The following is a 24,953-nucleotide window of genomic DNA, read 5'->3' on the forward strand; positions in this document are numbered from 1 at the left end:
TGTATTCGTAACCATCGCACATCTGATAAAAGGCCGTCTGAAACTCTTTTTCAGACGGCCTTTACTGTTAGTTTTGGACGGTTTCCGGCTCTGGCTCCGGGGAACGCTCTACCACCCGGATTGTTCTAGGAACATATACGGTCGTCGGGGAAACATATTGCTTGGGCAATGGTTGCGATCGAATTGTCCGAACGGCTGAAACAGCTTGTATGGAAGTATTTCCCTTGGCGTTATTCCATTGCCTACCGGCAAGCCATCTTTCCCATTTTTCGGCCAACCGAATGATGGCTGCGCGATAGATTGCGTTGTATTTAGGCGTATAGGAATGGTAGTTTGCGATCTTTGTCCAAATATCTCCCTTTCTATCATAAACGATGTGCCGCTTGATCCGCCATGCGGCCAAGTAATAGGCATAGCATCCGGGTTGGGCAACGGCTGACTGAGTAACACCGTAACGGGATAGGGTGCGGATATAGGCGGTATTAATCTGCATCGCGCCTACATCATAGGTGCCGTTGGTATTGCGTACCTGTTGACCGGGACGACCGTTTTCGCGTTCGGCCACAGCCAACAGGTAGTGCGGCGGCAAGCGGTATTTTTCAGCCGCAGCAATCGAGCAGGTTACGCGCTCTTGCATGAAGGGCGGCAGGTCGGCCACATACACCATCAGTCAACCCATTTCCCGCCGTTTTTCTCTTCGCCGACGTAGCGTGTGCCAAGCTGAGTCCAGCCGTTTTCAAAGTAGGCGGAGCAGTATGAAGGTTTGGCGTTACGGATATAGGGGACTTTTACTTCCTGCCAGTCTCCATGCCGTCTTGAGCCGACCCAAACCCGTTTGATATAAGTGGCGCGGTTGATACGGTTCAGTTCCCGTGCATCGCATCGACCGGCACCGTTAGCAATGGCATTGACCAATTCAGGCATGCCCTGCTCTTTCGAGGCTGGGCACAAGCGCAGGAAATTGTGGCGGGCACGGATGGTATCCCCTATCCGTTTATGACGGATGGAGAAATAGCGGTGGATGGCCGGTTGGCATTCGCTCGGCCGGTTGCCCGTGGACAGGCATAAAGTGGCTTCACAAGCCAGCTTTACATCCCCGGTGAACAAGTCTTCAACCTGCGGCCTGCTGTTGTTCGAGTTTCCCGAACGGCTGCGGTTCAGCGCATCGTTGAGGCTTTCGGCCGTGGCCAAGTGGGCGGTACTGACCAGTAATATGCAGATAAGGGTTTTTTTAAGCATTGTCATCTCCTTCCGAGTTTTTCCATTGGTTAGCTAGCCGACCGCCAGCGGTGTTATCTATGGCATTATTCCATTTGTTTTTAACAAGCCCTCCAACAACTTTTTTTGCAGCCTGCCAATTTGATACTTTGTTACCGCCCATGGCAGCAGCAAGAGGGCTCTCTCCCCCAGTATTGGTGGTTTTTGGCACGGTGCTGGCTATTTGATTTGTATCTTCACCACTGCCTTTATTGCTTGATGAATCAGAAGTCGCTTGGGATGTCTCCGATGAAGAAGAGCCATTTTCTCCTACTGATGAAGAGGATGTGTTTTCGGAAGTATTGCTTTTACTCTCAGAAGAAGCAGTATCTCCTGAGTTGGAAGAAGCAGATCCTGAGGAGATAGTATTTTCTTCTGAACTTCCAGTTGCGTCATTGGATGCTGATCCGTCATTAGAACCGTTGTTTGATGATGTTGCACCTTCAGAGCTTGATGTTGAGGCTGTTTCTCCTGATGGGGAGGAGTCGTTGTTATTGGTTCCGGTATTTCCGGATGAAGCGGTTTCAGATTTGTTACTTTCAGATGTTGGTTCCCCTGCCTCGGAGGTAAGAGGCTTTCCGTCTTGGGCAGAGCTATTGTCTCCAGAATTACCACCTTTCACTGCATCAATGGCGCTATCTTTTTTATTGCTATCATCTCCTCCTTTTTTTGCCGCAGAGAAAGCTTTAGCAGCCCCAGCCATCTCCATTCCAGCAGCTTTTAAGGCAGTGGCTGCCCCCATCAATGCACCGCCTGTCATAGCCATAGCTGCCATAGCAGCACCACCACCTAACATGCCTGCTCCACCATTACCAAATCCCCCAGCGAGAGAACCAACCATAGGAGGTATTTTGTTTACTAAATACAATAAAACAATCACACAAAGCAGTATTACTACAAAATCAAAGAAGATAAACGTTGATACCTTGTCAAGCATTACACTAATAAAGGTTTTTCCGATACCAACAATTATGATCATAGATAGTATTTGAAGCCCGAGATTTAATAACTGCTTAAAATAGCTGATAGCAATATCAGAAGTCCACCGTGATCCTCCAAACCCAAGCACAAAAACCCCCGCATATGCAAATATCCATGCTGATACATTTAACAGTAATACATTAACAGCGATAAGCCCAACAATAATAACTACAGCAATAACTATTAAGTATGCTGGAATAATTTGCTTAAGGGATAATTCTGATACGGAGGGATAAGTCCTTTCCCATAAATTAAAACCAATATCCATAATTCCAGAAGGGTTTAATGTGTCTGATTCTCCAATAGCAGAAGAACCTAATGTACTAAAAGAACTTAGTATATCCTTTGCCATTTGATGACCGTTATTTAAGAGCCAATTGAAGAATCCAATAAAAATAATAAATCTGATGAATTCTGCAAAAAAATCAGAAATATCCCCTTTCCTGAAAACAAGAGTGATACCTGTCCAAACCAAGCTAATAGCAGCTAACACCCAAAAAAGCCAATTTGCTTGGTTGGTTATGGTAGTTGATGTTCTTGATACTGCTTGCTCAAAACGATCCTGAACATCACTAAATACACCAACACTTTCAGCATTAGCAATATCTGGAATAAATAATAAAATTCCAATTGCTACAATGAATAATATGTAAATTGACTTTTTCATAACTATTTACTTATTTGGGCTTGAATACACCGTAACCTGTTGCTCTCTTATCAGCTGCTGCTTCAGCGTTAATACAATCTGCTGTACCACTTAGTTTTCCTGGGTCAGATCCACATTTATTAAGCTGTTCTTGATGCTCTTTGGGATGGGATAAATACCATTCCACATCATGTGAAGAAGTTTCCTGACTGCAAGCAATCAGAACTATTACAGCAGCACAAGAGAGAGCAAAGATCTTCATAGTTGATTCCTTATATGGGTTAATTTACCGAATACGAAAAGCTCCATAACCAGTAGCACGCTTATCGGCTGCTGCTTCTCTAGCTTCTTGATCAAGACGACCTTGACGATAAGCAGCATTTGCCTGCATTTCAGTATTGATCATATTACGCAACTGAAGCAGTTGGTGCGCTTGGGCACTATGGAACTGGTTTGCATGTTGCAACGCTTCCAACTGACCGGTGGCCGATTGGGCGTTTCGTTGGAGTTGGGTTAAGGTGTTGGCGTCTCTGCTGATGGAGTCGATCTCGTTATTGATGCTTCTTAATAGGCCGTCATTAGATAATTTCTGCATGCGCGACAATTGGGCGTAGTTTTGCTCGAGTTTGGCGCGGTCGGCCGCAGAGCAACCCTTGGCGGTAAAGCATGGGGAGCTTTTGTAGAAGTCCACGGCTTGGAATTTGCTCAGGTACTCTTCCATGTTGCCCAGTTGCTGTTTGTAGGCTCGCAAGCGGGCGACAGCGGCCTTCATGTTGGCCATAGTTTTGTTGGCCTGATCCCAAACATAAGCCGCCGGAGCCAAGGAGTTCCGCAACTGAGTTTCGTACTGTTTCAGTTGGATTCGGTACTCCTCAATCTGCTTCAGGGTTTGCGCCACATTTTGAATGGCGGAGACCGAACTTTGGGCAATGTTGCCGCCATCCGTTACCGGGATGCCTGCGTATGCTGGTGCGGACAGCCCCAAGGACACGGAAACGGCCAAAGACAGGGCTACGGTCTTGGTTTTGGTTAAAAGACGTTTTTGCATAATGCTCTCCTGTTAATAGTCAAAGGAACGATAGGGCTTAGAGAAATCAATGTCTTTAGTAATAATGACATTGAAGCGGTACCCCGGGCGGATCTCTAACGTCGGGGAAACATTCATGTTTTTCTGAATACTTTGGGATACGGCCTGTCCGAAGGTCTGACCCAAGGACTCTGACAAGGCTCCGCGCACGGTGGAGTTATTACCGTTATTGTTGTTGCCGCTGTTATTGTTGTTACTGTTTTTGTCCACGCCGTAAGTGATGCTGGCTCCGACTAGGGAGAGCATCAAGGCATTGCCCCACAGGCGGCCGTAATGGTTGTTGATGCGGTCGCTGAATCCTGCGTAGCCTGCGCCGCTGGCTCCGGGCATATCGCCGATGTCCAAGGCTTTACCGTCAGGAAAAACAATGCGGTTCCACGCGATAAACAGGCGGCGCTGGCCAAGGTTGATGCCGCTGCTGTAAGTGCCTACCAAGCGGGATCCTTGGGGTAAAAGCAGATGACGGCCGGTGGCGGTGTCATACACGTTTTGTGAAATCTGTGCCTGAACCATGCCGGGCAGATCAGAATTGATGCCGCTGATCAGGGTTGCAGGGATAACCCCACCACTGCGGATCATATAGGCGTTCGGACGTTCGACTTGGCTGTCAAGCCGCCAGTTGTTTCCACCGTTTTGTGCCGTTTGTCTCGGGATATTGCCGGGAGTCGGAGGTGTGTTCAGGCCGGGCATGCCGCCTGCACCTTGTATGCTTTCCTGACCACCTGCGGCAGCCATCTGTTGGGCATTGGCCAGTTGTTGGTTGTAAACGCGCTCCACTTCGGCGGGATTGGAACCGGCGTTCTCGGACATGCGCTGCACTTCGGCAATTTGAGCCAGCATCTCGCTACGGTTGGGTGTGCCTGAGCCGGAAGAAGATAAGGCAGCAGTATATAGGCCGGATGAGCCGCGAGAAGTCGATGCGACGACATCCACTTTGGTTGGGGCAGCTAGGGCTGCTTGGAACATCTGCGCTTTTGCCTGCCGGATTTGTTCCGCTTCCTGATCCACTTCGGGAGGTGTGGCCGGAAGGTTGGCCATATCGGGAACCATCGGTAAAGATGTGGGCGCGGATGCCGGTAAATCAGGCGCGGACGCCATGTCGTCAGGCAGGGCGGGCATGGCCGGTTCGGATGCTTTGGCGGTAATCAGACCGCCTTCCTGAGGCAGTTCGTTCAATAGGGAATCGGCCATTCTTGTTGCATCCTTACCGTCTCCCTGCGTTGCCTGCCCGGCAGACTGTTGGCCTTTAGTTGCTGCCACCAGTGCAATCAGCAGGGCGAATCCGAGAACAACACCGCCGACGATATAGATCGGAATGTTGTTCAGGCGGCGCACACCGGGACGACGGCCGGAAGTATCCGGTGCGATCGAAGGGGAACGGGATGCGTTCAGCAGATCTTCGGTGCTTTGGCTCATGCTTCAGTCTCCACGTTTAGTCCAAGAACCGGTCGGAACCACGGCGCCGTTTTCGGTTTGGCGGTAGGCACGGGAATAGGGCGTGCCGTCAATGTAGATCATTACCCGGTAAATATCGGAATCAACCTGATCCAAGACGTAATTCAGTGATTTTTCGTTTTCGCCCTGTTGGGCGGTTGTGGCAAAGCCTTTTTCACGCAATGCCTGATCCAGTTGCGTACCGAAGGTATCGGATTTGCTGCGGTTCAGGAAGAAAACGGTGTTGGCCGCCGGAAATTCTTCTTGGAGTTTTTCCACTACATCTTGAGTTACTGAGGCGGATACGGCGTCTGAACGGACGAAAGAACCGTATTGCTCGGTGGCGCATCCGCCAACGGCCAAAGCCAGCGCAACAGACAGGACATTTAATTTCATGATCGGCTCCGTCTGATAACGACTTTGGTTTGATGGCGGCCAACGCCGGTGATCATGATGGCTTCGTCGAACAGGCTGTCAACGATGTAGCGGTCTTCATGAAGCCGGTAATTGACCAAGGTGTTTTCGCCGTTGCGGACGACCAGCAAGGCCGGGGCTTCCCCTTGGGATAAAGTCGGCGGCATTTGGATGATGGTGCGAGTGCCGTCGTTATAAACGCGCAAAGGTTTCCATGACGGATTGTGGCCGCTGATGGTGTAGTTGAAATCCAAGTTTTGGATGTTTTCTCCGGTGGGCAGAACCTGAGCCTCGGCCTGCCGGGCTTGGTTTGCCCGGATCGCCCGCCAACGCGCGGCGGTGTCTTCGGGATACGAAAAACCGACGGCGGGCATATAGCGGGTACGGTGAGATTTGAGGCGGATATGGTAGGTTCTGCGGTCGGTGGCCACAAAAAGCGTCGTTTGCAGACCGACGTCCAACGGTTTGACCAAGATATGCATTCTTTCGTTGCCGTTGCTGCCGGAAATCGCCGGAGTGATATTCCAGCGTGCGGTATCCCCGGCGTGCAGATCGTTAATCATTTCGCCGGGCTGCAAGGCAATGTCGCAGACCTGCATTACGGCACAGACGACAGACGGATCAGAGCCGAAGGCAAAGGTGATGCGGCCGTTATCGCCGGGAACGGGCGGGACGGCCATCCTGCCGTCAGAAGAGTAGTTTTTGGCGATACCCAAGCCTTTTTGTTCGTGGCGGTTCAGCTTCGGGTTGTGGCTGTCTTCAAAATATTTGTCGGCGTAGCTGTCGGCAAAGGCGGAAGCGGACAAAGCGGTGATTAACGCCAAGGATAAAATCTGTCTTTTCATTGCTGTACCTTGTTACAGTTCGTTAGACCAAGAGAAATCACGGATAAACATGCCGATGGGGTTCACGATAATCTGCTGCTCTGTTGTCGGCGGAACGTAGTAGATATTCAGCAGCGCACGCATATTCTGAGGCGGTTTGAGTAATTTGCCGTCATGGGCGCGGGTAGTTTCCACCCAGTCCACCTGCCAAGAGTTGTCGCTTTGTTTCAGCACCGACTTGATTTCCACGCTGACCAGTTCTTTTTCCGCGCGTCTGAACGGCGAAGACTCCGGCGTTCCGTTCAGCCATTCGTTCATTTTGGCTGCGGCCGCGTCTTTCGGATTCAGCATGGCATAGGTATTGAGAACGTATTTGCGTTGCAGGGCTATGTCGGTGGTTACGGTACGGGCATTGCCGATGAAGCTGCCGAGCATGGCGCGGACAATCCGCTCATCGGTTGCCTGAGGCTGGTCGGCTCTGGCCACGGCCACGGTTTCACCCAATTTGTTCACTTCGACGATATAAGGGATAAATTTCGACTGGCTGCCGAGGTAAATCATGCCCCCTACCCCGCCCAAACCGATCAGCAGGCCGGTCATGCCCGCCCACTGCCACAGCAGGCGCGACGAAACCATGTCGCCCATGATGAAGTTCCATTGTTTCCTGGCGTTCAAATAGGGGTTTTCGGTCATTTCGCGGTCGGCTTTTTCCCTGCCGCGAAAAATGTCTTTCAGTCCCATCAGTGTTTCCTTCTGTATTTGTCCACATCGACATAGTTATGGATATTGATTCCCCGGTTTTGCAGCCAGCGGATCGGCCAGTCTTCCCCGTATTGGTCAGCCGTCTGCCGCATTGCATTCAGGGTGTCGGGGTCGGATACGGCGACAAAGGCCAATGTCAGCGGGTCAAGAGCCAGTTCAAACAGCCTGCGGCCGTAAGGCGAGGTGTAGTAATACTGCCGCTTGGGAATGGCGGTGGCCAAAATCTCAATCTGCCGCGCATTCAAGCCCATGCGCCTGTACAGTTCCGAAGCGTCCTCTTCCCTAGCGTGGGCGTTGGGCAGGTAGATTTTGGTCGGACAGGATTCGTTCAGGACATCGAGGATGCCGGAGTTGGCGGCATCACTGAGGCTTTGGGTTGCGAGCAGAACAAGGCAGTTTTTCTTACGCAGCACTTTCAGCCATTCGCGGATTTTTTCCCGGAAGACAGGATGCCCCAACATGATCCATGCTTCGTCAAGGAACAGGACTGCGGGATCGCCGGTCAGGGCTTTTTCGATTCTGCGGAACAGATACAGCATAATCGGAAGCGCGTATTTTTCCGGCAGGTTCATCAACTCTTCGATCTCAAAGCAGGTGAAGCGGGAGAAGCTCAGGCTGTCCTGTTCGGCATCGAGTAGATAACCCATCGAGCCGTCGATGGTGTAGGCTTTCAATACTTCGCGCATCTCTACGTCTTGCAGGGTGTTTGAGAGATCGGAAAGCGAATAAGACTGTTCGGCCGCATTGTTTTTGATGGCAGTTTCAATTTCGTTGCGCTGCTGGGGCGTAACCTTGAGGCCGTTCAATTCCATAACCGCTTCTACCCAAGACAACGCCCAAGCGCGGTCGGACGTGTTTTGGATAAGCTGCATGGGCGCGAAAGACAAACCGGAAGCCGTGTTGTCCTCATCGCCAATGTTGTAGTGCGATCCTCCGACGGCGCGGGTCAGCGTTTCCAGCGAACGGCCTTTGTCGAAAGAAAATACCCGCATGTTCCGGTAACGGTCGGCCTGAGCGGCCAAAGTGGCCAACAGGGTAGATTTACCGGCACCGGTCGGACCGAAAACCAAAGTGTGGCCGACGTCGCCGACGTGCAAACCGAGGCGGAACGGGCTGGAGCCACTGGTAACAACCTGCATCAGCGGTGGCGAATTGGGCGGATAGAACTGGCAGGGGTTTTCCTCCAAGCCTGTCCAAATACTGCTGGTCGGAATCATGTCGGCGAAGTTCAGCGTATTCAGTAAAGGGCGGCGGACGTTTTCGATCCCGTGGCCGGGCAGGCTGCCCAACCATGCTTCCATCGTATTGACCGTCTCCACGCGGGCATTGAAGCCCAAAGTGTTGATTTCTTTTTCCACCTGCCTTGCCATGCTTTCCAAGAAAGCCCGGTCTTCGTGCATCAAAATGACAACGCTTGTGTAGTAACCCTGTGCCACCAAGCCGGATTTGGTCTCGGCCAAAGCGGCTTCCGCATCATCCACCATTGCCTGAGCGTCTTGGTCGATGGAGCCGGAATGGGTGTTGAATACCTGATCGAAGAAACCGCGCACTTTCTGTTTCCATTTTTTGCGGTATTTTTCCAAATCGGCAACCGCCTGATGCTGATCCATAAAGATGAAGCGGTTTGACCAACGGTACTCGATAGGCATCTCCCCGAGCCGCGTCAGAATGCCCGGGTAGGACTCCATCGGAAAGCCGTCCAAGGCGACGACTTGGATAAACTTATCGCCAATCATCGGCACGACGCCGGTGTAGAGTTCCTGCCCGCCGATCAGGCTATCAATGTACATAGGCGCAGCCGGAAGGTTGATCGGATGATTTTTGCCGGTAATGCAGAAATGCAACCAACGCAGGAAATCGTCTTGGGTAATTTCCATACCGTCTTCTAAAACGACCTTATGGCCGCAAAGGCGGTGCAACTCCAAGGAAATACTCAGGTTGGATTCCAGATTCGCACATGCCTGTTTGAAATGGGACAGCGTGCGGTCTTGTTGGGCGCGTTTGCCTTCCTTGGCGTTGTCGTCATCAAACATCAGTTCGGCAACTTTTTTTTCCGCCAGTAAGGGCGGGAAATAGGTGGCCACAATGACAAAGAAACCTTCATACAGGGTGCCGATGGCTTCAAATGCCTGGCGTCTTTCGTTATCAATGGCTTCTGTAACGTAACTGTCAAAGTAGTTTTTGCCTGCTTCGGTATAGTTTGGCGCGGGACGGCGTGCGGCATCGACGTGTACCATCCAGCCGCTGCCCAAGCCGACAAACGCCTGGTTGATGCGTAGAGATACGTCTTCGCGTTCCGCTACCGTGCTGCTGCCCATGTCTTTGCCGCGATAAATCCATGCGGCCATCAGGGAACCGTTTTTCCCTAAGATTACGCCGTCATCTATTACGGCCGCGTAATTCAGCAAATCGGCCAGCCCTTCTTCTTTCGAGCGGTGCTGTTTGAGTTTGGTGGCATTGGTAACGGCACGGATTTTCAGGAACAGACCCGTACACAGAACCAAGCCCAAAACCGATATGGCCGAGATAATCCCAATGATCATTTGTAACGGTTTCCTTGGGTTGAAGTATTGTTTCTGAATGGTGTGGAGTGGGGCGGATAAAAACGTTTGTACTTGGTAATCGACCGCAGGCCGACAAAACGCAGCAAAGGATCGTATTTAGCCAGTTTCCGGAGTGCGTAAAGCGCAAAAAACCAAAATACCAAGCCGATTACGAAAGCATAGGTGTTTTGCGCCGCCACCACTAAAACAAAAGTAATCAAAAGGGATACCTGAACCATCTCGCGATCTCCACCCCAAAAGAGATTGGGACGGTTTGCCACTCTGCGGATGGGTATCGTGCGGATGGCTCTCATGGTTTTATCCTTTCGACGCCAAGGGAAGAAGGTAATGCTGTGCGGTCTGCACGGCAGCGGTAACTTCCGCGCCACCGAAGAAAGAGGACATCAGGTTTTGCGCTCCTACCAGCAGAGCCATTACCAACACAAGGAAAATCAAAGTGCGGAAAAATGCGTTCAATTCGCCGCCGAAGATCAGTACGCCACCAGCAACGACAATGCCGATGATGGACAGGGCGAAAGCCACCGGGCCGGTAACGGACTGGCGGAGATTGTTCAGCCAGCTTTCATAGGGCAGACCGCCGCCCTGCCCTTGCGACGCGAGCGCGGGCGAGGACATTAACAGTAAGAAGACGGCCAGTCCGATGAAGAACAGCCATTTTTGTTGCGATTGACTCAGAGTCATATATTTACCTCACAGGTATAACGTGGTTGTTAAAAAATCGTTCGTTGTTTATGAAAAAATCAGCATTCAATCCCGCTGTCTAAACTGCCTCCCTGTCCCCCTTAAAGATAATCAAACACATAATTGCCCGACTTTTCGTCAAGCCCCTTGATTTTGATGATCTCACGTATTTTGCGGCCGGTTTTCTCGTCTTTACCGATAGATACGATGTAATGGATCACTTGCGCCACCAGCGGCCGTATTGCCGCCGGATGGGCAGGATTGCGGGTAATCAGGCTTTCCAAGCGTTCCAGTCCCAAAGCGGCGTTGTTTGCATGCAGTGTGGCGATGCCGCCCGGGTGTCCTGTATTCCAAATATCCAAAAGATCCAAGGCTTCCGCTCCCCTTACTTCGCCTACGATGATTCTGTCGGGACGGTAACGGAGCGCGGTTTTCACAAGTTTGGTCAGATCGATGCTTCCCGTGGTGTAAACCTGCACTTTGTTTTGCGAATGGCACTGGATCTCCCCGGTATCCTCAGAGATGTAGAGACGCTCGTTGGGATTCTGCTCCGACATGTCATAGAGAATGGCGTTAATCAACGTGGTTTTACCTGAACCGGTTCCGCCGATAACCAAGATGTTTCCGTGCTCACTGACTGCATTGCGGATGGTCTGCCGCTGACTTTCCGTCATGATTCCTGCTGAGACATATTCATCCAAAGTGAATACACGGGCAGGTTTTTTCCTGATGGTAAAAGAGGGTGATGCGGTTACCGGCGGCAGGATGGCCGTAAAGCGGCTTCCATCAATGGGAAATTGGGACTCCAAGATAGGAAGGTCTTCGGTGATTACTTTGCCGTGATAACCGGCAACGGTTTTAATAACCGCTTCCACGCGGGAGGTTTTGAACCAATCGCTCAGCCTCTCGTCATAGACCATCTCCTTGCCCTGCTCTTCCCAGTAAACAGACACCCCGTTCCCGGTCTGTTTTGGATTGAACATCACTTCAACCAAGTTTGGATTCATAAACTTTTCCAAAAACTCATTTCCCAAATCGCGCTTTAGTTTGTTCAATGCCCGTTCTTTGCGGGAGTCTGCCGTTTCTGTCGTTTCCATCATTCGAGAGAGCCATACAATAGAGTTGCTACAATATATTGAATTCAATAAAATGTAAAGTCTAATTATTCAAGAGACGAAAAAAAAGCCCATATCTGTCAGATATGGGATAAAATAACCTAATAAATGTTGTTATTTGGTTTCTTTTGCCAAAGCCTTTAAGGCATCATCGTTCCACTTTTTAACTTGGAACGCCTTATAACGCGGCAAAATGACTGTAATCTTCTCGTAATTCGGCGGGAGTGTCGATTGACTCCCGTCTAGCAGGGAAAGACTCTCTGGGTCAAGATCGTGGTGTTCGAGCAAATAGCTCAACGGGACATCAAGGGCGTAAGCAATGGCCGACATGGTTTCCAATGTCGGATTGCCCTGCCCTCTTGTAATTCCCGACATTGAAGACGGGGACAAATTCGCCCTTTCTGCCAAATCTTGATGGGACAGATTCTTTTCGGATGCAAGACGCAGAACATTAGTGAAGAATATTTTCGAATAACTCATGAAATTTTAGCCGCTAAAATTTTTAACCGTAAGTATAGCAAAGCAACCTAGGAGACAGAATGAATAAATTCATCATTTCAGGCAGAACAACCAAAGATTTGACTCTGGAGCAAACTGCAACAGGAGTTTTTACAACCAGTATTCCTTTGGCAGAAAACTATTCGTACACCAAGGATGGGAAGAAGGTTGAGGCCACAAACTATTTTTGGATAGATGTATATGGAGAACAGGCCAAAAACGCCGTCAGGTATTGCGGCAAAGGTTCCCTTATTCTGATAGAAGGAAGGATAAGCAATAACAATTATGAAAAAAATGGCCAAAAAATCTATAAAGACCAGATGATTGCCAGCCGTATTGAATACAGTAGCCTCAAACCTCCTGCCGGACAAGAAGAATCATCAGCCCCTCCCTCATTTATCTACGACCCCGAACAAGACTTAGGATAAATTATGAAGAATGTTCAGGAAGTGCTCCATCCTTATTTGAATTTAGTCGCCGAACGCAGGGATGAAGCCCAAAGGGAAGAATACTTGAAATCAAAAGGCATTCCGACAGACGACAACCTTATTATAGAGGATTTGTTCGGGAATACTATTTTTGGTTCAAAGCATAGAGTGATGCCGAACGATTTCGCCCGTTCATGTTTGTTTACAGCAAGAAATCATCGGGTGCCGAGAAAAACTTTCTCCCGTGAAAAACTTTTCCATATCTCAGAAAAAGTAGAGATCCTTTACACAGGCATCGAGCTCCGTTCAGTGGATGACGAGCTGATATGGATGCAGCTTGTAGATTACTGCCGTCGTTTGCCTCTAGGGAATTACATCGAATTTGACATCAGGCAGCTTATTAAGGACATCGGATGGGATCCCAGCGGAGCCTATTATAAACGTGTCCGGGAATCTTTGAGCAGAATGAAAGCGACAGAGATCTATATCAAAAACGGCAACACCTACGGCGTCAGCGGAGGTATTTCCCTTATCGACAATTATGTCGGAATTGAAAACATCAAAGGCGAACCGACACGTTACAAAGTCAGCATCGATAAAAACCTAATCGTACTTTTTGCAGGAAACACATTTTCCAACATTCCTTGGAGTCAATACAAAAAACTTTCTCCAATGGCCAGGCGGCTCACCGATTATATCTTTAGTCACAAACACCCCAATCCCATACCTATTCCTGCATTTTTAGCAATGTGCGGCAGCGACCAAATCAACTCCCCAGTGAAAACGCAAAATCAAAATGCTAAAAAGATTTGCGTCGAGCTCATAGAGGCGCAGTTAGTAAAAACTGCCTTTGTATTGTCCGGGAAGATTATCGTCGAGCGTTAAAATTATCCACAAGCGCGGATTTACACATGCCACAAATAGACCATTTGCGGACTTACACATGCCTAAAAACAGCAAATTTCCCCTGTTTGCGGACTTACACATGCCAAGTGCGGATTTGCACATGCCGATGGCTAGGTTGACAAAAATACAAAAATATGCAGGTCAAAATATGCGATAAATATTAAAAAATAAAAAGGGAAAATAAATATAAAAAATCTATTTTAAAAATCAAATCTGTGGATAAGTTGTGGATAATATTCGATAATGCCTAAAATATAGGCAAATTCTGCGGATTTACACATGCTTTTAGGACAAAATATCCTAATTCCCTTGCGGACTTACACATGCCAAATCGCGGATTTACACATGCTAAAACACGGATTTACACATGCTACCATGTTCGCAACATACTGAATCTTAATTGAAAAAAAACGATTTTTTTTGCCCTAACCATTATCTAACCATTTATAACCATATTTCGCGGCCGAAAAGCCGATTTTTATCAATTTGCTGTCGCCTACGGCGATTTTAGATAATTTCATAAAATTCGTCTGTCGCCCTACGGGCGATTTAGATTCCTTTATTTAACTCCAAGGATAAATTTCCGAGAAATTCCCAATGGCTACTTTAATTTCGACTACCGTATTACTTACTCCCTATCAAGCATTCCAAGCAAACAAATGGCATATTCAAAATATTGAAGAATATGGCTTAACACAAAAAAAAGATCTGAATATCCGGCCGGAATGTTTCCAACGGTTTCCGCAATGGGCAGTCCCTACCGCTGATGAGGTTAAAGAGTTATGGTCGGCAACTGGAATGACCCAAAAACAAGTTAGCGAATATTTGGGTTTGAAAGATACAAACGGTCGAGCGTTTAGGAGATTTATCAGCGGGGAGTCGTCCATCACATATGCTTATTGGGTTTTGTTGAGCTTATATGTGGGTATTGAGAAATTTTGGTAAATGGAATTTTAGCCGCTAAAATTACTTGACAATTAGGATAATTTATCCTATTATATAGACCATACCGAACGGAGGTTCCTATGGGCAGAATCAAATCTGAAGTTGGAAAAAAACTGTTTGAAGTAGTTTATATGGTGCTAGCCATCGCTTATCTGCTTTTCCCAATCCGGTGGTTTGCTTGGATGTACAGTTTCTATGTTTTGTGCCAAATGCTGTACCACTGGAATATGGCTGATTCGTGGATTTACATCGGCAAATTTATCTTGACGTTCGGTATCGTAATGGGATGGCTCACTTTTGTTATCGCTTTCAGAAATAAGATATGAGGTGTAGGAATGAAGATTTTAGTGGTGGCAAATCAAAAGGGCGGAGTAGGAAAAACGGCTGTGTCGCTTCACCTTGCTTGGCATATGGAAACAGTTGGACTGAGGGTTTTGGTAATTGATTTAGATACCCAAGGTAACGCGAGTTACTCTCTTCGGGATAAAACATGTATTTTCGGTTCCGGCCGTCTGTTTGGAAATATGAAAGACGCGGATTTACACATGCCCAGTAACGTTTCGCTAGTTCTTGCTCCAGCGACAAACGATTTGGCTAATGTGCAGAATATGACTTTACAAAACGCTGTTCAGTTTTTTACGCAAAACATCGGCAAATTAAAAGCGGGTGGGCAATTCGATGTCTGTATTATTGACACTCCGCCCAGTTTGGGCAACACGTTGGCGGCTGCACTGGCGGCCGGAGATTATGTTCTGTGCCCAATTGAGTTGGAAACATACAGCCTACAAGGAATCAAACAGATGGCTGCAACAATAGGCAATATCAGAAAAGTAAACAGCAAATTGTCTTTTTTAGGTATTTTGCCAAGTAAGGTCGATATGAGAAATCCGCGCCATAAAAGGCATTTGGAGGAAATTAAAATGCAGTATAATGAAATTGTAATACCGTATATTATCGGATTGAGAAGCAGTATCGCAGATGCGTTGTCTTCCAGCCTGCCGGTTTGGAAAATCAAGAAAACGGCAGCAAGAAAGGCGGCGCAGGAAATGAAGGCCGTTTCTAACTATGTTTTAAACAAAATGCAGGGGTAAAATGTATGAATAACAGTAATTTTGGGTTGGAAAACATCGGCAATCTCAGCGAACTTTTGGGTAATGCAGAGGTCTCATCAGGGAAGCCGCTGCGCCTGCCCCTTGCTTCAATCAAAGAAGATCCCGATCAACCAAGAAAAGAATTTGACGAGGGGAAAATTCAGGAACTGGCCAACAGCATTTTGGAGAGAGGCGTGAAAACACCCATATCGGTGCGTCAAAGTTCCGAAGAAGGGGTATATGTCATCAACCACGGCGCACGGCGTTACAGGGCTTCGCTGCTGGCAGGATTGAGCGATATTCCCGCATACATAGATCAGGATTACAGCCTGATCGATCAGGCTGTCGAAAATATCCAGCGCGACAATTTAACGTCAAGGGAAATCGCCGATGTAATCGGCCGATTACTGGCAGAGGGGATGAAAAAGGGACAGATTGCCGAAAAAATGGGTAAATCCCCTGCTTTTGTTACCCAGCACGCAAGCCTGCTGGACTTACCCGAACCTCTGGCCAATGCTTTCAACTCGGGGAAAGTATCCGATTTGACGGTAATCAATGACCTGAACTCACTGTACAAAAAAGAACCGGAAGCGGTGGAAGATTTATTGTCCAACGAAGACGAGATTACCCGCAGTGCGGTCAGGAATTTGAAAGAGTTTTTAAACTCGGATCCTAAAAATCCTGCTGATGCCGATCATGAAAAGCCATCCAAGGCAAAAGCGAAAGAGAAAAAGCCGGAAGATCCCGACAAACTGAAAAAAGCCATTGTGCAGGTAATGTATCAAGGCCAACTGGCAAGGCTGGTTTTGAACAGGCGCGGATTGTCCGGGGATGAAGTATGGGTTAAGTTTGAAGAGTCCGGCGAAACAGAATCTGTTCCCTGCAAAGAAATTTCCGGGATTGTTGCGGTTATCGAGGGATAATCTGTTTTCGTACCGAAAGTTCATTATAATATTATCTATCCGTCTTAACGGCCTACCGGTTTGACATCAGACGAAATATGCAAAATGCCGAACCGACAGGCTGCTTATGCTTCGTTAAATTAAATTGTTTAAAAATCAAATATTTAACGGGGGGGGGGGGGGTATATTAAAGACTATTCTGTTAGAATCATTTGCATATTTTTTAAGAATTTTTAGCAGAATGGAAGCAGAAAAACAAAGAGTGCTGGTATTGAACAAACAGCATTTGTTCGAGAAAGAAATAGACGGCAAATGGATTACGCAGGCGGTTAAACCCGCTCCTGCCAACATGAAGCCGGGAATTTATTTGCTGCACACAGCAAAATCTCCTCAGGATTCTGTCAAATATGAAGGACAAATCGTTTTTCAAGATGACAGTCATGTTTATCAGAAAACACGGCAGTCTATAGTCAAATACCCATCCTCTCTATTTTCTTCCGCTCCGTCAATCGGAGAGACGGTGTCAATCAGTGTCAAAGAAGGTGCGGCAATGGTAGAAAAGGCGGGTATGATAGAAAAGAAAACTTTAACGCGCTAAATAAATTTTAGCCGCTAAAATTTTAGGATAACGCCATGAATGAAGACAAAGGGCTTGTAGCTAAAGCTGTTGCGGCTGAAACCGAACAAGAAGAACTGTTTGAAAGCAGGCAGGTTATTGAGGAAACCTTCGCCGGTGTGTTGAATACTTATGTCTTGGAAAAGACAGAACAGGTTGAGCGCATAGAAGAAAAATTGGAGCAACTGATTTCCGGACAAATGGCCAAGTTACAGGCATTGCAAAACGCACGGCCGGGAATGTTGAGCATGCCGTCCAAAAAACAGACGTGGAGTGCAAACATTGCAGTGGCACAATCAAGGCTGAACCGTCTGCATGACAGGCTGGAAGATGTCCGCGAGATTCGTGACGGAATGGCTCTGGGTGTTCCGAAAATACAGGAGTTGGCCGCTAGGAAGTTAAGGTTGGAGGAACCGGATTTGGCAAAAAAATTTGATGATGTTCAAACGGCTGTCAGGGTTCACAATCTGCATGAAAAACAGCGCAAAGAAAAAGAACAACAGAAACGGGAAACTGGATTAACCCTGTCCCTGAGTCAAAAAATGGTACGTTGATTTTCTCTTGGTGTAAAGAATGGATACAAAAAACCCGGCATTGCCGGGTTTTTTGTTAAAAGGTAAATTTGAACGCCAAGATAATGACTGCAAGCAAAACAATTAGGGATGAGATTAAATTGAGGATAGCTGTGTTTCGGGTTTCCTTCATCTTTGATTCGATTGCATTCAGAGCATTATCATTGATTCCATATAGCTTACCTTCAAAATCTTTTACGGCATCTGTAATTCTCTGCTCAAGCAACCGGTCTGCCTCATGAAGCAGTAATTTGGACATTTCCCTTGCCTGTTCTTTGGTCGTATCGAGTTGCTGGCTGACAAGTTCCTCAGTCTGTTGGTGAACGGACTGTATCCAGTTTCCCGTGGCCTCTTCTACCTGCGCTTTGAATAAGACGGTTAGAGCCTTTTGCTCGGCGTGCTGTTCGGAGAGCATATATTCTAAGGCAGTGAATACAACCATAATCGGGTCTTTGGGAGATAAGGCGATGCCGTTCTTTTCGACTATTGCTGCCAATATGGCTTTTACTTTTTCATCCATGATGCGCTCAGATAATTTGGGCGGTTTTTATCGTTTGGAACATCTCGTTCCTGATGATGTTCAAGCGTTGCCGTTCAAAAATACTGAAGTCCTCGGATGTTAAGGCTTCATCAAATGTTTTTTGTTTTTCCAGCATGGCAGCAAGGTCGCGGCCATGCATGGAAGCATCCCATTCCGGAATTTTGATAATGGAACGTATCCGGGATTTGTGTTTTTCATAGACTTTCAATTTTTCAAACGGTTTTCCCTCAAATTCGACTTCTCCCCAAAACGGATTGAGCCAAATGACGAAACCGGTTGATTCAGGAAATTGTGAGCATAACGCGTCAAACCCGTTTACCGTATGCCTCAGATTTTGGCCGCCGACAATGGAAGTATGGATCATTACCTGATGGCCTTGCTGTGTCAGCATGTCAATCAGTTGATTGGAAATAATATACGAGCAAAGCGGGATAAATGCGTTGGCGCCGACATCGATAATGACATCATCGGTTGCAGACAGAATTTGTGTAAAAAGCTGGTCGAATAAGCGTTTATCGATGTCATCCTTTTTCATGATCTCGAATTTTTCCGCCTCTAGTGCGGGAAAACCAAACAGGGTTGCGTTAGCGGGATCCGTATCAAAAATTTTTACCGGTTTTTGAATATGACGGTAGAACATGGATAGCATCAGTGCCAAGAAACTTTTACCGACACCTCCTTTTGCTTGGAGGCTGATATGGATAACGGCCATTAGAGTAAATCCTTTTCGTTAGGGTCGTTGTTGAAAACAAAGCCAGAGGCAGATGTGGAATCGCCCCCGGCGATAATGGGTTCCGAATTGGTGGATGCGCTTGGGTGCAACTCTTTGTCCGTGTGGCCGGACGCAGGTTTTTCCGGGATGGATTGGAGTGCAGACGCTTGGCCATCGGTTGTATTGTCTGACTTAAAAATATACATCTTGCAGTAGCGGTTAAATGTCTCATACGAGTATGGGACATATTTTTTTTCCGACAAAATCCGCCAAACACTGATAACGGGGATATTCCTGTCCACCAGCAGTATCTTAATGTCTTCTTGCATGGCCAAGAACCTTGCCTTGTTCCCGGCTGATGAGCCTTTTTTCTGCATGGCGGCAAGTTCGGTCAAAACCAGTTTTTCTATTTTTCCCATTTGGATCATTTCGATAGGGCTTTGCCAATTTTTTGACAAAGCCTTGCCAAAACTGCCAAGCAAAATCGTTTTAAAAACAATAATTCGATATAGTAAATCATTTTTTGTTTGTAATAAAGCATTTTTAGGCGGCTTGTCATTAAAATATGTTCGATATATTGAATTATTTGGCGTATAATCCTTGGCGTATTGAACCCCAGAATTGGGGCAAGATATGTGATGTACATGTACATCACAATCCTTATTCGCCGGTAGGCTCAACGGATTATCTTGCTCTGCGAGGCTGGCCAACTACCGTTGGCTGTTGTGTGCCTTGCGGCACAAATTAAGGACTCCAAGAATGGCAGGCGCACGAAAACGGCCAAAATACATCAGCGTTTACGTTTCGGAAGAAGAATGGAAAACCATAGAGAGTTTGGCTAAATCTGTCGGATTGAGCCAATCGGCTTATTTGAAATTACTTGGCTTGGGATACAAGCCTGCGTCTGTTTATGACGGTGAAGCGGTTAAAGCCTTGGCCAAAATTAATGCCGACCAAGGCCGATTGGGCGGCTTGATCAAGATGTGGTTGGCCAACGACGAGCGGCTGATGATGTTCGACCACGATCAGTTGGCTAAGGCGATCTTCGGAGTGTTGGAGCAAATTGGAGAAATGCAGGAGAGTATGTTGGAGATTGTGCGGAGCCGCAGAATTTTAGCGGCTAAAAAAATAGGCTGAACATGATTGCAAAAAAAATTCCGATGCGTAAAGCCAAACTGAGCAGTTTTGAAGGCTTAGTTACCTATCTGGCCGGTTCTCAAGGCGTCGCAAACCGAGTGGGAAAGGTGGAGATTCATAACTATGAATCATCGGATTTGCGGTGGGCGGTTCAGGAGACTTTGGCGGTTCAGGATCAGAATAAACGCAGCGCGGCGGATAAAACCTATCATCTGATGGTATCCCTTGCGGGCGGGGAATTTTTGACGGACGAACAGTTGAGCCGTATCGAGCAGAGCATGATTGAGGCTTTGGGGTATGCCGAACATCAGCGGATCTCTGTTGTTCACAGAGATACCGACAATCTGCATTTTCATGTAGCGATTAACAAAGTACACCCGGAAAAAAAGACTATCCACGAACCGTATAACGACTTCAAAATTTTAGGGCGGGAGTGCAGGAGGTTTGAAGAAGAGTACGGTTTGCAGAAGGTGCAGCGCGGCGGGCGCGGCAATAAAAAAATCGATATGGAGGAAGTGGCGGGTATCGAGAGCCTGATAGGATGGATCAGAAGGGAGTGCAGTGAGCAGATTAAAGAGGCTAAGACATGGGAACAACTGCACCATGTACTGAGCGATCACGGATTGGAAATCAAGCTGAGGGGTAACGGTTTTGTTATCAGCGACGGCGAGCATCATGTCAAGGCAAGTTCGGTAGATAGGGAGTTTTCCAAGTCGGCGTTGGAAAAAAGGCTGGGTGCATTTGATCAGAAAACAGGCGTAAAGGCGAAACCATCCAAAACGTACCGTGAGAAACCGTTGAGCAAAGCCGACGTGGACGACTTGTTTCGGCAATACAAGGAGGAAAAAGAGCTTCAGAAAAGCAGGCGGCAGGATTTTTTCCTGCATTTGGCACAAAACCGGGATATGGAGATCGGCCGCATAAAAGAAAAATACGCTTTTCGCCGTAGCCTGATTAGGCATAGCAGCAGTGGTATTGCAAGGCGCATTCTGTATCGGATGCTGTTTAGGCAAATGAAGGATGAAATCAGATCGGTAAGAACCGATTATGCCCGCCGACGTGCGGTTTTTTTTGAGCAGAACAAGGGTTTTGCATGGGCAGACTGGCTGAAACACCGTGCTGCCGAAGGCGATGTCCGGGCGTTGGATGCATTGAGAAGGAGGGGGAAGGATGCGGGTTACAAGGGCAACCGCTTTGTCGGCAAAGAGAGTGACGGATTTGCCGGGATCAAGGTTGATGCGGTAACGAAAAAGGGGACGGTTATTTATGCCGAGGACGGCATGACCATCCGTGATACGGGCAGTGTGCTCAAACTGGCCGCGATTCCTGACGATAAGGCGGTATCAAGGGCGTTGGAAATCGCAATAGGGCGATACGGAAAAGTCCTGACTATCGGCGGAACGCGGCATTTTCAGGATAAGGTGGCCAGAATTGCCGCCGCAAAGGGTTTGGATGTGTCGTTTACAGACGGCCGTCTGAACCATCTTTATCAACAGTATGTGAAGGAATACGAATATGTCAGGGAACGTACCGATCGATACAGACAAGCTGATGGAACTGGCCGCGCAGATGGGCGGGCAGGGCAGCAACGAGGAGGCGCGGGATATGCAGGAGGAAAGCCTAGACGCTATCGATGGCATGGGTATGACGCAAGCCGAAATCGAGGCTTCCATGCAGGAATATCAGGATACCCAATCCCGAAGCTCTCCGACTCTGGAAGCATTGGAGCAGGAAGAGGGCAGTCTGCTTCCGCAGGAAGCGACAGTCTGCGAGGAATGCCCGAACGCGGTATGGTTCGCATCCAAGGACGAACTCAAGTGCTATTGCCGCGTGATGTTCCTAGTCACTTGGAGCAGCAAGGAACCGCAAACCATCAGGCTGTGCGACGGACAGTACATCGGACAGGAGGAATAGCTGAGATCAGGGAGATGCAGGCGGTAGTCGGTTTGGTGGCCAAGCCGGGAAAAAAACCGCCGGGATTCAGGCGAGGCAGTTTGCGGGGGATGGAAGGTTTGGCTGAAATCAAAATTTCATCTGCCGTGTCAGCAGAGATTCCGAAAAATCCTGAGCCTGCACAAGAAAACGAGAGGCTTATCCCTTCATTGGCACCTATCGACAAATATATTGCCGAACGGCAGGAGAAAATTGACAAACAATTCGATATATTGAATCATAGGAAGTATAATCCAAATGATTCCGGTGTGATGTTGTTCAGGGGTATCCGTAACATAGACGGGCAAGCACTGGCTTTATTCCAGCCAAAAGAGACTGAGGAGATTTTGGTTATGAACGTTACGCCCTATATGTCTAGACGCCTTTCAAGCGTGAAATTGGGCAGCGAAGTGAAAGTTACTCCAACAGGTCAGGTCAGAACCGTTAAGGGAAGGCATCGTTAATTTTCAAAGGACAAACATGTTTCGTAGTAAGAACAAACGCAACAATGCAGTCGGTCATCAAAACCAAGTCCAGAGGACAGGAAGCGGCCGTTTGGTAAACTTTATCTGTTTAGTATTGGTATTGCTGGCCGGTATGGGGGCGGCAACGCAGTATTTTGCCCATCAGTTCCAATACCACTCTCAGTTAGGCTACGGCATCGGCAAGTTTTATATGCCGTGGAGCATCCTGATTTGGTACGGCAAATGGCACGGGCGGTACGAGCAGCAGTTTATGATGGCGTTCAGCATTATGCTGATGGTGGTGGCCATCGGCATGATAGGGATGCTGGTATGGAATATTGTGCGCAAGAATACCAATAAGGCTCATGAATCGCTGCACGGGTCGGCGAGGTGGGCAGATAGGAAAGATATTGAGGCGGCCGGTCTGTTGACTAAAAAAGGCGAAGACAGCGACGGCGTATATGTCGGCGGTTGGGTCGATAAGAGCGGTACCTTGCATTATCTGCGCCACTCCGGGCCCGAACACGTTCTTACTTATGCTCCAACCCGCTCCGGAAAGGGTTTGGGTTTGGTATTGCCGACTTTGCTGTCATGGCCGCACAGTACGTTCATTACTGATCTGAAAGGCGAGTTATGGGCATTGACGGCGGGATGGAGGAAAAAATACGCGCATAACAAGGTAATCCGTTTTGAACCGGCTTCCGCACAAGGCAGTGCGGCATGGAATCCTTTGGATGAGATCAGGGTGGGGACGGAGTATGAGATAGGCGATGTTCAGAATTTGGCCACAATGATTGTCGATCCGGACGGCAAGGGGCTGAACAGCCACTGGGACAAAACAGCTTTCGCTTTGCTGACCGGCGTCATTCTGCATGCGCTTTACAAAGCTAGGGATGATGGCGGGGTTGCCACCTTACCAAGCGTTGACCGCATGCTGTCTGATCCGGAGAAACCGGTAGGCGATTTATGGGTGGAAATGGCGACGTATCCCCATGCAGACGGCCGTCCTCTACCGGTCATCTCTTCTGCCGGGCAGGATATGCTGGACAGGCCGGAGGAGGAGGCGGGATCGGTACTTTCTACAGCCAAATCCTTCCTTGCGCTCTACCGCGACAATGTGGTTGCCGCCAATGTCAGCCATTCCGATTTCAAAATTAAGGATCTGATGAACGACGAAGATCCGGTCAGCTTGTACATCATTACCCAGCCCAACGACAAGGCACGGTTGCGGCCTTTGGTTCGGATTCTGATCAATATGATTATCCGCCTGTCGGCCGACAAGATGGATTTTGAAAACGGAAGACCCAAAGTCCACTACAAGCACAAGATGCTGGCCATGCTGGACGAATTTCCGAGTTTGGGTAAATTGGAAATCATGCAGGAATCCTTGGCGTTTATCGCCGGTTACGGCATCAAATGCTATCTAATCTGCCAAGACTTGAACCAACTGAAAAGCCGGGAAACGGGGTATGGCCCGGATGAAACCATTACGTCCAACTGCCATGTGCAGAACGCTTATCCGCCTAACCGAATCGAGACGGCGGAACACCTGTCCAAGCTGACCGGCATCACAACGGTTGTCAAAGAACAGATCACAACCAGCGGCAAGCGGGTAAGTGCGATGTTGGGGCAGGTTTCCCGAACTACTCAGGAAGTTCAGCGGCCGCTGCTGACCGCCGACGAATGTATGCGTATGCCCGGGCCAGTCAAGGATGCGAGTGGGTTAATTACGCAGGCGGGCGATATGGTTATTTATGTTGCCGGGTATCCGGCGATTTACGGACGGCAGACCCTGTATTTCAAGGATCCGGTATTTGAGGCACGCTCTAAAGTTCCACCGCCGCGCCATACTGACAGGACTCAGAAAAAAACTGCCAATACGCCCAGTGCATTTGACACCTTATGAAGACAAAACTGTTTAACCGCGCCATGCTCGCCGTATGTCTGACAGCCGTATTGCTGGCGGCAGGTTACGGATTATTCTATGCAGCAGGTTTCCGTATCAACGATACCCGCAGTGTGGCCAAGGGGGTTTACCGTATATCCGACGAATCAATACGGCGTGGAAGCTACATTACATTCTGCCCGCCTGATACCGAGGTTTTCAGAATGGCAAGAAGGCGCGGATATATCAGATCAGGATTTTGCCCGAAAAACTATTCCGGACTGATGAAGTTTGTTGCCGGTATTCCCGGCGACAATTACCGGTTTACCGATGAAGGACTGTTGATTAACGGGCGGTTGCTTGGTGGTACCCGGCCTTTATTGCAGGATGGGGTAGGGCAGCCTTTGCCGGTATTTAAAGGGGAAGGCCGTCTGAAAGACGATGAGTACATTTTAGTCGGTAATGCGGTGGCCAATTCGTTTGATGCACGTTATTACGGCATAGTCCGGAGAGAGCATATCCGAGATGTTGTAAAACCAATATGGATAGAGGAGTAAAG

General features: G+C 48.2%; 28 protein-coding genes. 11 read left to right on the forward strand and 17 right to left on the reverse strand.

Annotation, left to right across the window (positions count from 1 at the left end; genetic code table 11):
- Window positions 1–67: 67 nt before the first annotated feature.
- The 14 genes from ACTHR2_RS09620 to ACTHR2_RS09685 all read right to left on the reverse strand — a co-directional run bounded on the left by ACTHR2_RS09620 (window position 68) and on the right by ACTHR2_RS09685 (window position 12,245).
- Window positions 68–667, reverse strand: coding sequence for a conjugal transfer protein TrbN (locus tag ACTHR2_RS09620; protein WP_108700308.1), 600 nt, complete (start codon window positions 665–667; stop codon window positions 68–70).
- Window positions 667–1,239 carry a TrbM/KikA/MpfK family conjugal transfer protein gene (locus tag ACTHR2_RS09625; RefSeq protein WP_127308528.1) on the reverse strand — a complete coding sequence of 191 codons (573 nt, stop codon included), beginning with the start codon at window positions 1,237–1,239 and terminating at the stop codon, window positions 667–669. The genes ACTHR2_RS09620 and ACTHR2_RS09625 overlap by 1 nt, the downstream gene beginning before the upstream one ends.
- Window positions 1,232–2,905 (reverse strand): P-type conjugative transfer protein TrbL, encoded by a 1,674-nt coding sequence (gene trbL, locus ACTHR2_RS09630; protein ID WP_108700306.1) that lies wholly within the window; start codon window positions 2,903–2,905, stop codon window positions 1,232–1,234. The genes ACTHR2_RS09625 and trbL overlap by 8 nt, the downstream gene beginning before the upstream one ends.
- Before the next feature lie 10 nt (window positions 2,906–2,915).
- On the reverse strand, window positions 2,916–3,146 hold the full coding sequence (locus ACTHR2_RS09635) for an EexN family lipoprotein (protein ID WP_101117566.1): 231 nt from the start codon (window positions 3,144–3,146) through the stop codon (window positions 2,916–2,918).
- A gap of 24 nt (window positions 3,147–3,170) precedes the next feature.
- Window positions 3,171–3,932, reverse strand: coding sequence for a P-type conjugative transfer protein TrbJ (trbJ, locus tag ACTHR2_RS09640; RefSeq protein WP_101117564.1), 762 nt, complete (start codon window positions 3,930–3,932; stop codon window positions 3,171–3,173).
- A 12-nt stretch (window positions 3,933–3,944) separates the two neighbouring features.
- Entirely contained in the window at window positions 3,945–5,387 is a 1,443-nt protein-coding gene (locus ACTHR2_RS09645) for a TrbI/VirB10 family protein (RefSeq protein ID WP_440375672.1), read from the reverse strand.
- 3 nt (window positions 5,388–5,390) lie between these two features.
- Window positions 5,391–5,801 carry a conjugal transfer protein TrbH gene (locus ACTHR2_RS09650; RefSeq protein ID WP_440375673.1) on the reverse strand — a complete coding sequence of 137 codons (411 nt, stop codon included), beginning with the start codon at window positions 5,799–5,801 and terminating at the stop codon, window positions 5,391–5,393.
- A complete protein-coding gene (trbG, locus tag ACTHR2_RS09655) occupies window positions 5,798–6,664 on the reverse strand; it encodes a P-type conjugative transfer protein TrbG (RefSeq protein ID WP_440375674.1) in 867 nt (288 codons plus the stop codon). Before trbG ends, ACTHR2_RS09650 begins: the two co-directional genes overlap by 4 nt.
- Window positions 6,665–6,676: 12 nt before the next feature.
- Entirely contained in the window at window positions 6,677–7,384 is a 708-nt protein-coding gene (locus ACTHR2_RS09660) for a VirB8/TrbF family protein (RefSeq protein ID WP_101141779.1), read from the reverse strand.
- On the reverse strand, window positions 7,384–9,948 hold the full coding sequence (locus tag ACTHR2_RS09665) for a VirB4 family type IV secretion/conjugal transfer ATPase (protein WP_108700303.1): 2,565 nt from the start codon (window positions 9,946–9,948) through the stop codon (window positions 7,384–7,386). Before ACTHR2_RS09665 ends, ACTHR2_RS09660 begins: the two co-directional genes overlap by 1 nt.
- The gene (gene trbD, locus ACTHR2_RS09670; RefSeq protein ID WP_013085581.1) at window positions 9,945–10,262 is read right to left on the reverse strand and encodes a conjugal transfer protein TrbD; all 318 of its coding nucleotides are present in this window, start codon (window positions 10,260–10,262) and stop codon (window positions 9,945–9,947) included. The genes ACTHR2_RS09665 and trbD overlap by 4 nt, the downstream gene beginning before the upstream one ends.
- A gap of 4 nt (window positions 10,263–10,266) precedes the next feature.
- Entirely contained in the window at window positions 10,267–10,650 is a 384-nt protein-coding gene (gene trbC / locus ACTHR2_RS09675) for a conjugal transfer system pilin TrbC (RefSeq protein WP_440375675.1), read from the reverse strand.
- A 101-nt stretch (window positions 10,651–10,751) separates the two neighbouring features.
- The gene (gene trbB / locus ACTHR2_RS09680) at window positions 10,752–11,750 is read right to left on the reverse strand and encodes a P-type conjugative transfer ATPase TrbB (RefSeq protein WP_003701874.1); all 999 of its coding nucleotides are present in this window, start codon (window positions 11,748–11,750) and stop codon (window positions 10,752–10,754) included.
- 129 nt (window positions 11,751–11,879) lie between these two features.
- A complete protein-coding gene (locus ACTHR2_RS09685; RefSeq protein WP_108700301.1) occupies window positions 11,880–12,245 on the reverse strand; it encodes a transcriptional regulator in 366 nt (121 codons plus the stop codon).
- Between the two features lie 59 nt (window positions 12,246–12,304).
- Between ACTHR2_RS09685 and ACTHR2_RS09690 the strand changes: the two genes are divergently transcribed.
- From ACTHR2_RS09690 to ACTHR2_RS09720, 7 genes are all read left to right on the forward strand, one after another.
- Complete coding sequence (locus ACTHR2_RS09690) at window positions 12,305–12,691, forward strand: single-stranded DNA-binding protein (protein WP_127308534.1); 387 nt, start codon at window positions 12,305–12,307, stop codon at window positions 12,689–12,691.
- A gap of 3 nt (window positions 12,692–12,694) precedes the next feature.
- On the forward strand, window positions 12,695–13,576 hold the full coding sequence (trfA, locus tag ACTHR2_RS09695; RefSeq protein ID WP_108700299.1) for a plasmid replication initiator TrfA: 882 nt from the start codon (window positions 12,695–12,697) through the stop codon (window positions 13,574–13,576).
- 618 nt (window positions 13,577–14,194) lie between these two features.
- Window positions 14,195–14,542, forward strand: a complete 348-nt coding sequence (locus ACTHR2_RS09700; protein ID WP_108700298.1) for a hypothetical protein — start codon at window positions 14,195–14,197, stop codon at window positions 14,540–14,542.
- 335 nt (window positions 14,543–14,877) lie between these two features.
- Entirely contained in the window at window positions 14,878–15,633 is a 756-nt protein-coding gene (locus tag ACTHR2_RS09705) for a ParA family protein (protein WP_127308535.1), read from the forward strand.
- Between the two features lie 5 nt (window positions 15,634–15,638).
- Complete coding sequence (locus ACTHR2_RS09710) at window positions 15,639–16,556, forward strand: ParB/RepB/Spo0J family partition protein (RefSeq protein WP_127308536.1); 918 nt, start codon at window positions 15,639–15,641, stop codon at window positions 16,554–16,556.
- 220 nt (window positions 16,557–16,776) lie between these two features.
- Window positions 16,777–17,133, forward strand: coding sequence for a KfrB domain-containing protein (locus ACTHR2_RS09715; RefSeq protein ID WP_108700294.1), 357 nt, complete (start codon window positions 16,777–16,779; stop codon window positions 17,131–17,133).
- Between the two features lie 35 nt (window positions 17,134–17,168).
- Window positions 17,169–17,705 carry an IncP plasmid survival protein KfrC family protein gene (locus ACTHR2_RS09720; protein WP_108700293.1) on the forward strand — a complete coding sequence of 179 codons (537 nt, stop codon included), beginning with the start codon at window positions 17,169–17,171 and terminating at the stop codon, window positions 17,703–17,705.
- A gap of 55 nt (window positions 17,706–17,760) precedes the next feature.
- Here ACTHR2_RS09720 and ACTHR2_RS09725 read toward each other — a convergent pair whose 3' ends face one another.
- The 3 genes from ACTHR2_RS09725 to ACTHR2_RS09735 are packed head-to-tail and all read right to left on the reverse strand — an operon-like array spanning window position 17,761 to window position 19,686.
- Window positions 17,761–18,243 (reverse strand): hypothetical protein, encoded by a 483-nt coding sequence (locus ACTHR2_RS09725; RefSeq protein WP_127308516.1) that lies wholly within the window; start codon window positions 18,241–18,243, stop codon window positions 17,761–17,763.
- A gap of 7 nt (window positions 18,244–18,250) precedes the next feature.
- Window positions 18,251–18,976 carry a conjugal transfer protein TraL gene (locus ACTHR2_RS09730; RefSeq protein ID WP_108700291.1) on the reverse strand — a complete coding sequence of 242 codons (726 nt, stop codon included), beginning with the start codon at window positions 18,974–18,976 and terminating at the stop codon, window positions 18,251–18,253.
- The gene (locus tag ACTHR2_RS09735) at window positions 18,976–19,686 is read right to left on the reverse strand and encodes a TraK family protein (protein ID WP_440375676.1); all 711 of its coding nucleotides are present in this window, start codon (window positions 19,684–19,686) and stop codon (window positions 18,976–18,978) included. The genes ACTHR2_RS09730 and ACTHR2_RS09735 overlap by 1 nt, the downstream gene beginning before the upstream one ends.
- A 49-nt stretch (window positions 19,687–19,735) precedes the next feature.
- Between ACTHR2_RS09735 and ACTHR2_RS09740 the strand changes: the two genes are divergently transcribed.
- From ACTHR2_RS09740 to traF, 4 genes are read left to right on the forward strand one after another with little or no spacing between them, the layout of a single operon-like run.
- The gene (locus tag ACTHR2_RS09740) at window positions 19,736–20,113 is read left to right on the forward strand and encodes a plasmid mobilization protein (protein ID WP_003701845.1); all 378 of its coding nucleotides are present in this window, start codon (window positions 19,736–19,738) and stop codon (window positions 20,111–20,113) included.
- A gap of 2 nt (window positions 20,114–20,115) precedes the next feature.
- Window positions 20,116–22,509: a TraI/MobA(P) family conjugative relaxase gene (gene traI, locus ACTHR2_RS09745; RefSeq protein ID WP_440375677.1), complete on the forward strand. Its 2,394-nt coding sequence runs from the start codon at window positions 20,116–20,118 to the stop codon at window positions 22,507–22,509.
- A gap of 16 nt (window positions 22,510–22,525) precedes the next feature.
- A complete protein-coding gene (locus ACTHR2_RS09750; protein ID WP_101122527.1) occupies window positions 22,526–24,415 on the forward strand; it encodes a type IV secretory system conjugative DNA transfer family protein in 1,890 nt (629 codons plus the stop codon).
- The gene (gene traF, locus ACTHR2_RS09755; protein WP_440375678.1) at window positions 24,412–24,951 is read left to right on the forward strand and encodes a conjugative transfer signal peptidase TraF; all 540 of its coding nucleotides are present in this window, start codon (window positions 24,412–24,414) and stop codon (window positions 24,949–24,951) included. The genes ACTHR2_RS09750 and traF overlap by 4 nt, the downstream gene beginning before the upstream one ends.
- Window positions 24,952–24,953: the final 2 nt, after the last annotated feature.

This window comes from Neisseria sp. P0006.S004 (assembly GCF_051963015.1).
GTDB lineage: Bacteria > Pseudomonadota > Gammaproteobacteria > Burkholderiales > Neisseriaceae > Neisseria.